This is a genomic window from Thaumasiovibrio clandestinus (assembly GCF_047250365.1).
Classification (GTDB): domain Bacteria; phylum Pseudomonadota; class Gammaproteobacteria; order Enterobacterales; family Vibrionaceae; genus Thaumasiovibrio.
This window is the reverse complement of sequence record NZ_JBLBVL010000002.1, coordinates 354,525-368,660: the sequence shown is the minus strand read 5'-3', so window position 1 is coordinate 368,660 and position 14,136 is coordinate 354,525. Positions and strand designations below refer to the sequence as shown.

General features: G+C 46.7%; 11 protein-coding genes. 9 read left to right on the top strand and 2 right to left on the bottom strand.

From position 1 onward, the window contains the following. Positions 1-139: 139 nt before the first annotated feature. From lpdA to acnB, 3 genes are all read left to right on the top strand, one after another. Positions 140-1,564, top strand: a complete 1,425-nt coding sequence (gene lpdA, locus ACKLNH_RS04730) for a dihydrolipoyl dehydrogenase (RefSeq protein WP_413111089.1) — start codon at positions 140-142, stop codon at positions 1,562-1,564. A gap of 138 nt (positions 1,565-1,702) precedes the next feature. Next, entirely contained in the window at positions 1,703-3,952 is a 2,250-nt protein-coding gene (locus ACKLNH_RS04725) for a patatin-like phospholipase family protein (protein ID WP_413111088.1), read from the top strand. Positions 3,953-4,159: 207 nt separating this feature from the next. Beyond that, positions 4,160-6,757, top strand: a complete 2,598-nt coding sequence (acnB, locus tag ACKLNH_RS04720; protein WP_413111087.1) for a bifunctional aconitate hydratase 2/2-methylisocitrate dehydratase — start codon at positions 4,160-4,162, stop codon at positions 6,755-6,757. Between the two features lie 139 nt (positions 6,758-6,896). Here the strand turns inward: acnB and ACKLNH_RS04715 are convergent, their stop codons facing one another. Then, entirely contained in the window at positions 6,897-7,052 is a 156-nt protein-coding gene (locus tag ACKLNH_RS04715) for a hypothetical protein (protein WP_413111086.1), read from the bottom strand. Positions 7,053-7,132: 80 nt separating this feature from the next. Between ACKLNH_RS04715 and ACKLNH_RS04710 the strand changes: the two genes are divergently transcribed. The 6 genes from ACKLNH_RS04710 (at position 7,133) to ACKLNH_RS04685 (ending at position 13,243) form a co-directional block, all read left to right on the top strand. Then, the gene (locus ACKLNH_RS04710; protein ID WP_413111085.1) at positions 7,133-7,513 is read left to right on the top strand and encodes a YacL family protein; all 381 of its coding nucleotides are present in this window, start codon (positions 7,133-7,135) and stop codon (positions 7,511-7,513) included. Between the two features lie 282 nt (positions 7,514-7,795). Next, positions 7,796-8,134 (top strand): P-II family nitrogen regulator, encoded by a 339-nt coding sequence (glnK, locus tag ACKLNH_RS04705; RefSeq protein ID WP_413111084.1) that lies wholly within the window; start codon positions 7,796-7,798, stop codon positions 8,132-8,134. Positions 8,135-8,144: 10 nt separating this feature from the next. After that, entirely contained in the window at positions 8,145-9,377 is a 1,233-nt protein-coding gene (locus tag ACKLNH_RS04700) for an ammonium transporter (RefSeq protein ID WP_413111083.1), read from the top strand. 148 nt (positions 9,378-9,525) lie between these two features. After that, complete coding sequence (locus ACKLNH_RS04695) at positions 9,526-10,536, top strand: Fe(3+) ABC transporter substrate-binding protein (protein ID WP_413111082.1); 1,011 nt, start codon at positions 9,526-9,528, stop codon at positions 10,534-10,536. Between the two features lie 56 nt (positions 10,537-10,592). Further along, positions 10,593-12,215 carry an ABC transporter permease gene (locus tag ACKLNH_RS04690; RefSeq protein ID WP_413111081.1) on the top strand — a complete coding sequence of 541 codons (1,623 nt, stop codon included), beginning with the start codon at positions 10,593-10,595 and terminating at the stop codon, positions 12,213-12,215. Continuing rightward, complete coding sequence (locus ACKLNH_RS04685) at positions 12,215-13,243, top strand: ABC transporter ATP-binding protein (protein WP_413111080.1); 1,029 nt, start codon at positions 12,215-12,217, stop codon at positions 13,241-13,243. Before ACKLNH_RS04690 ends, ACKLNH_RS04685 begins: the two co-directional genes overlap by 1 nt. Positions 13,244-13,318: 75 nt before the next feature. On the opposite strand, the gene ACKLNH_RS04680 is transcribed toward ACKLNH_RS04685, so the two are convergent. Beyond that, positions 13,319-13,927, bottom strand: coding sequence for a TetR/AcrR family transcriptional regulator (locus ACKLNH_RS04680; protein ID WP_413111079.1), 609 nt, complete (start codon positions 13,925-13,927; stop codon positions 13,319-13,321). Positions 13,928-14,136: the final 209 nt, after the last annotated feature.

The window sequence follows — 14,136 nt, the reverse complement described above, 5'->3', positions numbered from 1 at the left end:
AGTGCAGAAGCAACGGATTTGCTGACCAGCTCACAGGCTAGATGAAATAGATTTTTCAAGCTGTTAACATCTCGGTAAACTGAGAGTGTTTGGAAATCTTACGCAGCCTGTCAGGGATAAAAGACTAAACGAGGTCAAGATGAGCAAAGAGATTAAAGCCCAAGTCGTGGTACTTGGTGCAGGACCTGCTGGCTATTCAGCAGCATTTCGTTGTGCAGATTTAGGTTTGGATACGGTTCTTATCGAACGTTACGACACCCTTGGTGGGGTCTGTTTGAATGTTGGGTGTATTCCTTCAAAAGCGCTATTACATGTCGCAAAAGTAATTGAAGAAGCTAAAGCGCTGGCGGAACACGGAATTGTGTTTGGTGAACCGCAAACGGACATTGATAAAATTCGTTTGTGGAAAGAAAAAGTGATCAGCCAGCTGACAGGTGGCTTGGGCGGTATGGCGAAAATGCGAAAAGTCACCGTCGTGAATGGCTATGGTAAATTTACAGGGTCAAATACCATCGTGGTGGAAGGTGAAGAGTCAGCGACAGTCACTTTTGATAATGCCATTATTGCTGCGGGATCGCGACCAATTAAGTTGCCATTTATTCCGCATGAAGACCCACGGATTTGGGATTCGACCGATGCGCTTGAGCTAAACGAAGTGCCGGGCAAGTTATTGATCATGGGCGGCGGCATCATCGGCCTTGAAATGGGTACGGTTTATCATTCACTCGGTTCGCAAATTGATGTGGTTGAGATGTTTGATCAAGTTATTCCGGCGGCAGATAAAGACATTGTTAAAGTCTACACCAAGCGGATTAAGAATAAATTTAACTTAATGCTAGAAACCAAAGTCACCGCTGTTGAAGCAAAAGACGATGGTATCTATGTCTCAATGGAAGGTAAAAAAGCCCCAGCAGAAGCAGAGCGCTATGATGCGGTGCTGGTCGCTATTGGTCGTGTGCCAAATGGTAAGCTGATTGACGCGGAAAATGCGGGTATCGAAGTGGATGAGCGCGGTTTTATCAATGTCGATAAACAGATGCGTACTAACATACCGCATATTTTTGCAATCGGCGATATTGTTGGTCAACCTATGTTGGCACACAAAGGGGTGCATGAAGGGCATGTTGCCGCAGAAGTGATTGCTGGCAAGAAGCACTATTTTGACCCTAAAGTTATTCCATCGATTGCTTATACCGAGCCAGAAGTGGCTTGGGTGGGTAAAACTGAGAAAGAGGCGAAAGAGGAAGGTATCAATTATGAAACTGCTTCTTTCCCTTGGGCGGCATCTGGTCGTGCTATCGCATCAGACTGCGCCGATGGTTTGACCAAGCTGATTTTTGATAAAGATACACACCGTGTGATTGGTGGCGCGATTGTTGGCACCAATGGCGGGGAATTGTTGGGTGAGATTGGTCTTGCGATCGAGATGGGTTGTGATGCCGAAGATATTGCTTTGACGATTCACGCTCACCCGACCTTGCATGAGTCGGTTGGCTTGGCGGCGGAAGTGTTTGAAGGCACGATTACGGATCTTCCAAACCAAAAAGCGAAGAAGAAAAGGTAGTTCCTAGACCTTTAAGCCTTGCTGTGTTGTGGCGCTGGTAACAGCGCCTTTTTTCTCGGCTGAATTTAGCATGTTATTCTTTTCCAAACTGAGTAAAATACGCGCTCATTTTGAACGCTGTTTTGTTAGTTGGTATTCATGCTGCGAATTGTTTTATGCTTAAGCTTATTGCTAAGTAGTACTGCTGTATGGGCGAATGGGCACGTTGTGCGTCCACAAGTCGGTGTCGTGCTGGGTGGAGGAGGCGCCAAAGGGGCTGCGCATATTGGTGTACTTAAGGCGCTGGAAGAGTTGAATGTGCCGGTGGATTACATTGTCGGAGCCAGTATGGGAGCCTATATTGGCGGTCTGTACGCAACAGGTATGTCAGCCGATGAGATTGACCTTCTCTTTCAAAATGTTCACTGGCAAGAAGGATTTAAAGATAAGGCCAGTCGCTCTACGCGATATAGCGTTCACAAACACAACGAAGACCGCTATCAGGTTGGTTTTAATCTCGGCTTCGATGATGGACGCTTTCAAATGCCGAAGGGCGTGATTCAAGGTCAAACCATGGCGCACTTACTTCGGCTGACAGTCGGCTATCTTCCTGACTTCGATCATTTTGATCAACTGGCGATTCCTTACCGTGCTGTCGCCACCGATATGGCGACACTGGAGCCCGTTGTTTTGGCCTCTGGCTCTTTAGCTCGCAGCATGCAGGCCAGTATGGCGATTCAAGGCATGCTGGCACCCGTTGAGATTGGTGGTCAATTACTCGCGGATGGGGGGCTGGTTAATAATCTCCCGATCGCTGTGGTAAAAAAGATGGGCGCGGATATTGTTATCGCCGTTGATATTAGTAACGATTTCAGTGAGGCGGATGATCTTAGTAGCTATTTAGCCATGATGGATCAAGTCACCAACTATGTGGTGCAAAATAATACGCAATTGCAGCAGTCGCTACTATCGCGCCAAGATGTACTTATTCGACCACAAACCCAACATATCGGGATTACCAACTTTGCAGCGATGTCCGAGGCATACGGGTTAGGTTATACCGCCGCGCAATCCCGCCGTGAAGCCTTATCGTCATTTTCTGTCTCAGCGCAGCAGTATCAAACTCACCGTCAAATGATGCGCCAACGCCGTAATGAGTTGCGCAGTCTTAAACCGATTGTTGTCGATCGTTTTGAGTTAGATAACGATTCGTACCTTTCGGATAATGCCGTGTTGAAGCAGTTGCGATTAAGGCCGAATTGGCCTGTTGATTTTCAAGCTTTAGAAACCGGCATTCAGCACTTGTATGCTATGGATCGCTTTGAACGGGTGGATTATCACCTCTATCAACAGGATGAACAGCAGATATTAAAGGTGATCGTGCGTGAAAAAAGTTGGGGACCTAACTATATTGATTTTCGTTTTGCGGTAGAAGATAACTTTACTGCAGATACCGACTTATCGATGGGAATGGCGATTAACTTGACCGGACTCAGTGCCCACGGTGCGGAGTGGCGAAATGAGTTTGAACTTGGCACCAGTAAAGGTATTCGTTCTGTTTTCTACTCCCCCTTTGATACTGAGCTGCCTTTGTTTTTGCAGCTAGAGGGAGAATATAACGTGACGAAACGTAATGCATCTCTACCGACGGACACACCATCGCTACCGGATACGGAACGCTTTTTTAGTGCACGCTTTGAAAGTCTTAGCGCTGATGCTTCGCTGGGCTATGCTTTGCAGCCTTGGTTTACGGTTCGTAGCGGGGTTCGAGTGATTGACGGCGAAGTGTATATTCCCGGACAGAATGAACAGGGTGTTCGTGAGCAGCACAGTCAGAGCCTCTACCTAGATGTTGACTATGATACGCGAGATGACCACCTATTACCGACGCGCGGAATCAGTTTTAACTACCTGGCCACATTGGCAAATAATAGCGCAAAGATGAATGGAGAGAGCGTGAGTGATAGCCATCTTGGTCAAGAGGTTAACCTGCAAATTTTCCATGCGTATCGGCGCCATACCGTTGGCCTAGTAGGGGAGTGGGGCAAGAAGTCGGCTTTGCTTGGATTGCCATTGGAGCCCTTTGAACTGGGTGGCTTTATGCATTTGTCTGGGATTCCCAAGGGCTCTTTATTGGGCAGTAACAAAGTGTTCGCGGCTTTAAATTATCGTTATTTGTTGGCTGCCAATGACTTTGGTCTGTTTACCGCACCGATATTTATCGGTGGTGGCGTTGAACGTGGTGGGGTATGGAATGGCACTGAATTAAATCGAGCAGATGCCAGTATATATAATGCCGCCAATCTATATACCGGCATTAAAACTCCGTTTGGCCCGGTGATGCTGGGTTATGGACTCACCGAGCAGGGCTATGACTCTTTTTATTTGATGGTTGGTAACCGCTATTAGCTGTGCTTGCCAATGGCATTAGACTAAAGAGAGAGTGTTGACGAAAGGGGTGATATTTTAACTTTTCGTTAATGATGCTATTCTTTGAGCACGGTATGGTTTGGGTTGTTAATCAATTAGTTCAGATGCTGGGTTAACACAGCCCGAACCATAACTTTCCAAGGATGTTCTGCTATTAGAGCAGAACCGCAACGAGAGGAAAACGTCGTGCTTGAAGCCTACCGTCTACACGTCGCAGAGCGTGCTGCCCAAGGGATTGTCCCCAAACCGCTTGATGCTGAGCAAGTTTCAGGTCTCATTGAACTGTTGAAATCCCCGCCAGCAGGCGAAGAAGCGGTGATATTGGATCTATTCGAAAATCGTATACCGCCAGGGGTTGATGAGGCAGCGTATGTCAAAGCGGGTTTTCTTGCCGCCCTCACGACTGGCGAAGCCGAGTCACCGTTGATCAGCCCAGCAAAAGCGGCTGAACTGCTGGGTACAATGCAGGGTGGCTATAATATAGAGCCTTTGATTTCGTTACTGGAACAGCCTGAACTGGCTCCGGTTGCAGTGAAGGCTCTCTCACATACATTATTAATGTTTGATGCTTTTTATGATGTTGAAGAAAAAGCTAAAGCGGGTAATGCTGCTGCGCAGCAGGTGATGCAATCATGGGCTGATGCTGAGTGGTTCCTTTCTAAGCCTGAGTTGGCTGAGAAGATCACCTTAACGGTCTTCAAAGTAACGGGCGAGACAAATACCGATGATTTGTCTCCAGCCCCAGATGCATGGTCACGCCCCGATATCCCACTGCATGCGTTAGCCATGTTAAAGAATGTGCGGGAAGGCATTGAACCTCAAGATCCTGGCGCTGTCGGTCCTGTTTCTCAAATTGAAGCATTGAAAGAGAAAGGACATCAACTCGTTTATGTCGGCGACGTCGTGGGCACTGGCTCATCGCGTAAATCAGCGACCAACTCGGTGTTGTGGTTTATGGGAGATGATATTCCCAATGTGCCAAACAAACGTGCTGGTGGTTATGTGTTAGGCGGCAAGATTGCGCCAATCTTTTTTAATACCATGGAAGATGCTGGCGCCCTGCCAATTGAACTGGATGTTAGCGCACTGAACATGGGTGACGTGATCGATGTTTACCCGTACAAGGGTCAAGTTTGTCGTCATGCTACGGATGAGGTTGTTTCGACTTTTTCACTAAAAACCGATGTATTGATTGATGAAGTACGTGCTGGTGGCCGTATTCCTCTTATTATCGGCCGTGGCTTAACCGATCGTGCCCGTCAGGCGCTGGGCTTACCGGCTTCTGATGTATTCCGCCGGCCTCAACCTGTGGCAGACACTGGCAAAGGCTATACTCTGGCACAAAAAATGGTAGGAAAAGCGTGCGGTGTTGAAGGCATTCGCCCTGGCACTTATTGTGAACCTATGATGACCACGGTTGGTTCGCAAGATACCACTGGGCCAATGACCCGCGACGAACTTAAAGACTTGGCCTGCCTGGGCTTTTCTGCTGAACTGACCATGCAGTCATTCTGTCATACCTCGGCATACCCTAAACCGGTTGATGTAAATACCCACCATACGCTACCTGATTTTATTATGAATCGTGGCGGGGTTGCGCTGCGTCCTGGTGATGGTGTCATCCACTCTTGGTTAAACCGTATGCTACTGCCTGACACGGTCGGGACTGGCGGTGACTCGCATACCCGTTTCCCGTTGGGGATCTCTTTCCCTGCTGGTTCAGGTTTGGTTGCATTTGCCGCTGCAACTGGTGTGATGCCACTCGATATGCCAGAATCGATTTTAGTTCGCTTTAAAGGCGAAATGAAACCGGGGATCACACTACGTGATTTGGTACATGCCATTCCGTATTTTGGCATTAAACAGGGGCTATTGACGGTTGAGAAAGCTGGCAAAATTAACGAATTCTCCGGTCGTGTATTAGAGATTGAAGGGGTCGAGCACCTTACTGTCGAACAAGCCTTCGAACTGTCCGATGCTTCAGCAGAACGCAGTGCCGCAGGTTGCACGGTGAAATTGTCACAAGAGTCTGTCGCGGAATATCTGCAATCCAATGTGGTGATGCTGAAATGGATGTTGGCAGAAGGCTATGGCGATCGCCGCACGATTGAGCGTCGTATTAATGCGATGGAAGCGTGGTTGGCTGAACCAAGTCTAATGGAAGCCGATACAGATGCTGAATATGCGCACGTAATTGAGATCGATCTGGCTGAGATTGACGAGCCTATTCTGTGTGCGCCGAACGATCCAGATGATGCGCGTACCTTGTCAGAGGTGCAGGGCACCGAGATTAATGAGGTCTTTATTGGTTCGTGTATGACCAATATTGGCCACTTTAGAGCGGCTGGTAAGCTACTGGATAAATTTGGTGGTCAATTGAATACGCGGATGTGGATCGCACCGCCAACGAAGATGGATAAAGATCAGCTTACCGAAGAGGGTTACTATGGCATTTTTGGTCGTGCAGGGGTCAGAATTGAAACCCCAGGTTGTTCACTCTGTATGGGTAACCAAGCGCGGGTTGCCGATGGGGCCACAGTGATGTCAACGTCGACCCGTAACTTCCCGAACCGTTTGGGAACCGGAGCCAATGTTTATCTCTCATCCGCAGAACTTGCGGCAGTGGGGGCTATTTTGGGCCGTATACCGTCGAAAGCGGAATACCTTGAGTATGCCCAGCAGATCGATGCAACGGCAGCAGATACATACCGTTATCTGAACTTCCATCGTATGGATCAGTACACCAAGAAAGCTGCAGATGTGATAATTCAAGAAGCGGTTTAGTTACCAAGCTAATCGTGAGAATAAGAAAGTTGTGACAACAAGAAAGGGTAAGCGTATTTAGCGCTTACCCTTTTTCTGTTTGGCGTGATGCTGTGGGTTGCGCGGATCGGTAGACACTAAATGTCGACCTGAGCTTTGCTTACTGAACTTGTGCCATTAGTGCAGCTTGTTCTATTCTCATCTCAGCGATCATTAGCATTTGTTGGCCATTTTCACCCATGGCATTGACGGAGAAATGGATAATTTTCATCTCTCTTGCCACTATTTGACGTGCGATGGCATGGGTCAGTTGCATTTTGTTCTAGTTTCCTGACAATAAGCGACTTTCGATACAACAGCAGTTTCGACACAGTAGTCGTAAAGAGAGACGGGCCAATGGAGTACGAGTTTAAAAAGAATACCCTTGATGGTAGCTATAATGCTAGTTTTTCAATGGGGCATGAAGTAGTAGGACGTTGGTTGCTTGAAGAGTTCGGGGTGCAGCGTGCCGCAATAGAGTCTCTTATAGAGGACTGTTTAGAGAAGGGCATTAGCCAGAAAGAGTGGCGACACCTTGGTAAACATTACAGCCTATTGTTGCAAAATGGCGAGGTCACTATCGTCGCCAATAGTTTGCTACAAGAGGATGCGCCACTTGATGAATCACATCAACAGCAAGATTTGGACTATTACGATGATGAAATGACCGCGAGTTGTGGTTTAGAAGACCTGCTAATGATGTTGCGCGATTGGATCGTGTTTTTTGACCCTCGTTAATTTAGATCAACAGAAGGGACACCTTCTGTTTTCTCCTTCTGTTTAATTCTTATCAGTTTCCCTTCATTTTCCGGCGACTTCTGCGCTCGTTACCTTAAGGTGAGTTGTAAATGTATGTGTTTTGTTGCACTCATTTTTAACATTTACCGCACAACATTTGTGCATACCGATCTAGCAATATACGCAACATGCCAATAACGCATTAATTATAAAGGTTTTATTAAGTTGGCACGCACTTTGTATCTGTACACCTGAGCACAGCATATTTGTCAGGAGCATAGAATGAAAATAATCACAGCGATAATAAAGCCGTTCAAGCTTGATGATGTCAGAGAAGCGCTCTCTGATGTGGGCGTCGATGGAATGACGGTATCTGAAGTTAAGGGATTTGGGCGTCAAAAAGGTCATACCGAGTTATACCGTGGGGCCGAGTACCAAGTCGACTTCTTGCCGAAAGTTAAATTAGAGATTGCGACGCATGCTGATACCGTAGATGGCATTGTTGATGCGATTAGCAAGGCTGCACAAACCGGAAAAATTGGTGACGGAAAAATATTTGTGTACGACCTAGAGCAAGCAGTACGAATCCGTACTGGCGAAACAGATGCAGAAGCCTTGTAAGGAGTAAAACATGGAAGAGTTAACACTAACGGTAACAGAATTGCGTTATGCACTAGATACGTTTTTTTTCTTGATCTCTGGTGCATTGGTAATGTGGATGGCAGCAGGCTTCTCGATGTTAGAAGCGGGCTTGGTGCGATCTAAGAACACAACGGAGATACTGACAAAAAACTTTTGCTTATACGCCATCGCGTGTACGACTTATCTACTTGTCGGTTATAACATCATGTATGTCGATAATGGCGAAGGTGGTTGGTTACCTTCTATTGGACTGTTGATTGGCAGCCAAGCAGAAGGGGCTGATCATTCGCTTGAATCTGACTTTTTCTTCCAAGTTGTGTTTGTAGCTACGGCAATGTCTGTGGTGTCTGGTGCCGTGGCAGAGCGTATGAAGCTGTGGGCATTCCTTGTCTTTGCGGTTGTCTTAACCATGTTTATCTATCCGATTGAAGGTTATTGGACATGGGGTGGCGGTTTCCTTGCAGAAGCTGGATTTAGCGATTTTGCAGGCTCAGGCATTGTTCACTTAGCCGGCGCGGCAGCAGCTCTGGCTGGTGTTTTATTGCTTGGCGCACGTAAAGGTAAATATGGTAAGAACGGTACAATCTACCCGATTCCTGGCTCAAACATGCCGCTTGCAACCTTGGGTACCTTTATATTGTGGTTAGGCTGGTTTGGCTTCAACGGTGGCTCACAGTTGATGGTTTCAGACTTTGAGAACGCCACTGCTGTTGGGCAAGTTTTCTTAAATACCAATGCAGCCGCTGCGGCTGGTGCAATTACTGCACTGTTAGTGTGTAAAACCACATGGGGCAAAGCGGATTTAACCATGATTCTTAATGGTGCACTGGCTGGTTTGGTTGCAATAACCGCGGATCCTTTGTCACCAAGTCCTGTCGCATCACTGATTGTTGGCGGTATTGCTGGTGTGCTGGTGGTGTTTAGTATCATTGGATTAGACAAAATTAAAATTGATGATCCAGTGGGCGCTATCTCTGTGCACGGTGTGTGTGGTTTCTTTGGCTTGATGGTGGTGCCATTTAGTAATGCCGATACGTCTTTTGGTGCACAGTTACTGGGCGCATTGGTGATTTTTGCTTGGGTATTTGTTGCTAGCCTAGTGGTATGGGGCATACTGAAAGCTACCATGGGTATCCGAGTGACCGAAGATGAAGAGCTGGCAGGGATGGATATGCATGACTGTGGTGTTGAGTCGTACCCAGAATTTGTTTCGGTAAAGTAATCAACAGGTAGTCACTGTTGCTTTAATAGAGCGTCTCTGTGAGGAGGCGCTCTTTTTGTTTTGGGTGATTGTAATTTAAAAAAGGCTGGGTATAATCGATAAAACAATTGAGAAACATTATCATTTAGATTTACTTGATGGGGTGCAAATGAAAAAGTTACTAGCTGTATCTGCATTATTGGCAATTAGCGGTACATCCGTTGCGATGGCCGAGGATGTAAATGTCTATTCTTATCGTCAACCATTTTTGGTGCAGCCTATGTTTGACGCCTTTACTGAAGAAACTGGCATCAAAGTTAATGTGATGTTTTCTGATAAAGGTTTAACAGAACGACTGCTGCAAGAAGGCGAGTTCAGCCCTGCAGACATCATTCTAACCACAGATATTAGCCGTTTGGTTGAATTAAAAGACAAAAATGTCGTTCAGGCGGTAGAAAGTGAAGTGATTAGTAGCAACATCCCTGAACAGTATCGTGATAGTGAAAACGAGTGGTTTGCACTGACATTGCGTACGCGTAGTGTCTACTCTTCACGTGATCGTATTGGTCGTCTAGGGGATGATTTCGACTACATGGATTTAGCCAAACCAGAATGGCAGGGAAAAATCTGTACTAGAAGTGGTAAGCATCCTTATAATGTCTCTTTGGTATCATCAGTGATTGCACATTATGGTGAAGAAGAAGCAAAAGCTTGGCTTGAAGGGTTAAAAGCAAACTTGGCTCGACGTCCTCAAGGAAATGATCGTGCTCAGGTAAGAGCGGTATCAGAAGGGCTATGCGATTTGGCACTTGGTAATAGTTATTACTTAGGTGCGATGGTTAATGATCAAGAACAAAAAGCATGGGCAGATGCGGTGCACATTAACTTCCCTGGACAAAACAGCAAAGGTACGCACATTAATGTCAGCGGTATGAGTATGGCCAAATATGCGCCTAACGAAGAAAATGCGTTGAAATTGATGGAGTTTTTGACCGGAGACAGAGCGCAGCAGATGTATGCTGAAGTTAACTTTGAGTACCCGGCGAAACTTGGTGTGCCACGTTCAGAGCTGGTCGCTTCTTGGGGCGAGTTTGCTGCAGATACGTTACCGCTAGAAGTGATTGCTGAAAACCACAGTGCAGCAATGAAGCTGCTTGATGAAGTAAGATTTGATCTGTAATTGGCAGTGGGGAGCATGCTCCCCAAACAAAGTACAGTCCTAGTTGTAGATAGGCGATGCAAGAAAAAAACTTTTTATGGAAAGCCAGTAGCTGGGCCTTTGCTCTGCTGCTGGTTTTGCCGATCTTAGCGATCATAAAAACGGCACTCGGTGATACAGATGATGTTTTTAGTCATCTTCTCAATACGGTGATGGGCAGTTATCTATGGAACACGTTCAGTGTTGTATCGCTTACGTTGACACTCGCTCTGCTTTTTGGCTTGCCGAGTGCTTGGCTTATGGCGATGTGCCGCATCCCTGGCGCAAGTATTTTACAGTGGGCGTTAGTCTTGCCGATGGCGATGCCGAGCTACATTGTCGCTTATGTGTATACAGACTGGTTTGACTTTGCCGGGCCCGTACAGATTTGGTTGCGAGACTGGTTTGGTTGGCAATCAATGCATGACTACTACTTTCCAGATATCCGCAGTATTGGCGGTGCCTCCTTGGTTCTGGCACTGGTATTATTTCCCTATGTCTATTTGTTAGCACGCAGTGCATTTATGGAGCAGAGTGCATCGCTGCTACACTCGGCACGTATTCTGAAGTGCTCTCCATTGCGGAGTTTTTGGCGTTTATCCCTGCCAATGGCGCGTCCCGCTATTGTTGTTGCTTTATCGTTGGTGGCCATGGAGACCATTGGCGATTTTGGGACCATGAGTTATTTCTCCGTACCAACATTGACTACGGCGGTCTATGATACTTGGTTAGGCTATTCGAGCATCACGGCGGCGGCTAAGTTGTCGGCGTTAATGCTGTTAGTTATATTTTTGTTGTTATCGGCCGAGCGATTCAGTCGGCGTAAGCTGCAACTTTTTAATCAGAACGCAACATCAGAGAGCGAACGTTACCAGCTACAAGGTTGGAAAATGTATGCTGCTGTTATCTGGTGCTGGACTCTGTTTGCGGCGGCTTTTTTACTCCCGCTATTGCAATTACTACATTATGCTTGGCTCTACTTTGAGCAGAGCTGGACGGCTGAATTTCGTCAATATAGCTTCAATAGTTTGTATGTTTCTGCGTGGACCGCCACTATCGCGACTGGAATTGCAGTGTTAGTTAACTTCCAACGTCGTTTGGTGGCTACGCCTACCTCGGTGATTCCGGTAAGAATCGCCGCGATGGGGTACGCTGTCCCCGGCACCGTTTTGGCCATTGGTGTCATGATCGTGCTGGTTGCTGCTGATTTCTCAATTAATAGCCTAGCGCGGGATATGGGGTGGGGGCGTCCTGGACTACTTTTGTCAGGCACCACCTTTGCCATGATTTCTGCGTTTGTGGTGCGCTTTAGCGCTGTTGCTATCGGCAGTGTTGAAAGTAGCTTAAGTAAAATTCCGCCATCGTTAGATATGGCGGCACGTACTATGGGTTGTAATGCACGACGAATGTTAGTGCGGGTACATTTCCCTTTGGTACGCAGAGGCACGTTAATTGCCGCTTTATTGGTGTTTATCGAGTCGATGAAAGAGCTGAACGCGGCACTGCTTTTGCGCCCATTTAATTTTGAGACATTGGCAACCTATGTGTTTAACTTTGCTTCAGATGAGCAGTTAGAACGTGCAGCGTTACCAGCAATTTTATTGGTATTGGTGGGGCTAATTCCTCTTATTTTAATTAACCGTTCATTGGAGCAGAAGTGATGAGCGACAGTGCATTGGTCATAGAAAAGTTAGGTTGTAGCTACCAAGGACAAGCGGTGCTACAAGATTTGGATTTGCGCGTGCATGACAATGAAATTGTCTGTCTACTTGGGGCGAGTGGTTGCGGTAAAACGACGTTATTGAAGTCGATGGCTGGCTTATTGGCGTTAGATACGGGAAATGTGGCAATTAAAGGACGCGATGTAACGCTAACTCCGCCAGAAAAACGTAATATTGGGATGATCTTTCAAGATTACGCATTGTTCCCCCACCTGACAGTGGCACAAAATATTGCTTTTGGTCTGAAGGGGTGGACGCGAGACCAGGTCTCAGCCAAAGTGGATCAAATGCTGAAATTGGTGCGTTTAGATGGATTGGCTGCACGCTACCCTCATCAGCTTTCGGGTGGGCAGCAGCAACGCGTGGCGATTGCTAGGGCACTAGCCAGTGAGCCTGATCTAATCTTGTTAGATGAACCGTTTTCAAATATTGATGCTCAGGTGCGACATGCACTAATCAAAGAGATTCGACGCATTTTTAAAGCGCAAGGTGTCACGGCGATCTTTGTTACGCATAGCCGTGAAGAGGCCTTTGCATTTGCGGATAAAATGGCGGTAATGAATAATGGCGTTATTGAGCAGTATGGCACTGCCGAAGCGCTATACAATCGTCCAGCGAGCCGTTTTGTGGCTGAGTTTTTAGGGGTTGGATCGTATGTTCCAGTCACGGTTGGTAGCGAAAAGACGATGCAGACGCCGCTGGGTGAATTTAGCTTGAATAGCGCAAGTTTACCTTGCCATGCTGGCGAAGCAGAATGGCTATTGCGACCACAGAATATTCTGTTATCACCGTCAGAACAAGGCAATGGCAAAGTGATAGATGTGCTCTTTATGGGGGATAACTGTCGCTTTGTCGTCGACTATCAAGGGATCAGTTTGATGGCGCAATCGAATCAAGCGCTGTTTGAAGGGCAACGAGTGGATGTTAGCGTTGCCGCTCATGCACCGGTCGTTTTTGCTGCGACATAAAATGGCGGATTACCACCAAATAAAAAACGGCGGTCTCAATAGGGCCGCCGTTTCTTTTTGTTTAGTGAACGCTAGTTATACTTGCTCTGGCCACAGTATGGCGAGGTAGCGTTCAGCTTGAGCTACCAATCGTTCATGATCAGGGTTAGTGTTCGCTTCGAGGTAAAGTACGTAACAGACGCCATGCAGCAATCGTGCTGTATCTTCAGCATTGATGGTTGGTGCTTCGCCTGTTTCTCTGGCATTGTCCAGCGCTTTGCTTAATGTCTCTAGGGTTCTATGATTCCCCGAGACATAGCGAGGCCAAATGTCTTCACGCACAGAAGTGCTCCATTCGAACCAGACTTTTAACCATTCTTTCTCATCTAACACCGCCTCGATCAGACGGTGCATCAGTAAACTCACCTTTTCTCTGGTAGAGAGTTCGGTCTGTTGAAAGCAGAGCGTTAAGATATCGTCAAAACGCTGCTCAACCTGAGCCAATACTTGGATTACTAGCTCTTCTCTTGTTGGGAAGTAGTTAAAAACGGTAGCCACTGAAACGTTTGCCATATCTGCGATATCAGCGTGTCCAGCGCGACCGATTCCCCGCCGAGCGAAAACATCTAAGGCAAAATCCAATAGTTGATGTTTTCTCTTCTCGGGGGATAAGCGTGTGCGAGTTTTTTTTGTAATAGTTTCCATGATTTGCAATCCCTAGCCTAAAAAGCACATAAATTATAATTATCTATATATTTATTCTCATCCTATTTATTAAGCACTTCGTTGAGTAAGCATAATTGATGAGACATGCCACGCGGCCTTCTATGAGACAACTGCCTCATTACACTATAAATGTGATATAATTGCGGCATTATAGAAAAGACCAATGGCAGTATATGCAACTGCGCCCA

Bases quoted from the DNA above. Each gene is read 5' to 3' on its own strand.
- ACKLNH_RS04690 (WP_413111081.1), top strand. From the start codon at position 10,593: ATGCAAGAAAAAAACTTTTTATGGAAAGCCAGTAGCTGGGCCTTTGCT.
- ACKLNH_RS04700 (WP_413111083.1), top strand. From the start codon at position 8,145: ATGGAAGAGTTAACACTAACGGTAACAGAATTGCGTTATGCACTAGAT.
- ACKLNH_RS04680 (WP_413111079.1), bottom strand. From the start codon at position 13,927: ATGGAAACTATTACAAAAAAAACTCGCACACGCTTATCCCCCGAGAAG.
- ACKLNH_RS04695 (WP_413111082.1), top strand. From the start codon at position 9,526: ATGAAAAAGTTACTAGCTGTATCTGCATTATTGGCAATTAGCGGTACA.
- glnK (WP_413111084.1), top strand. From the start codon at position 7,796: ATGAAAATAATCACAGCGATAATAAAGCCGTTCAAGCTTGATGATGTC.
- ACKLNH_RS04685 (WP_413111080.1), top strand. From the start codon at position 12,215: ATGAGCGACAGTGCATTGGTCATAGAAAAGTTAGGTTGTAGCTACCAA.
- ACKLNH_RS04715 (WP_413111086.1), bottom strand. From the start codon at position 7,052: ATGCAACTGACCCATGCCATCGCACGTCAAATAGTGGCAAGAGAGATG.
- lpdA (WP_413111089.1), top strand. From the start codon at position 140: ATGAGCAAAGAGATTAAAGCCCAAGTCGTGGTACTTGGTGCAGGACCT.
- ACKLNH_RS04710 (WP_413111085.1), top strand. From the start codon at position 7,133: ATGGAGTACGAGTTTAAAAAGAATACCCTTGATGGTAGCTATAATGCT.
- ACKLNH_RS04725 (WP_413111088.1), top strand. From the start codon at position 1,703: ATGCTGCGAATTGTTTTATGCTTAAGCTTATTGCTAAGTAGTACTGCT.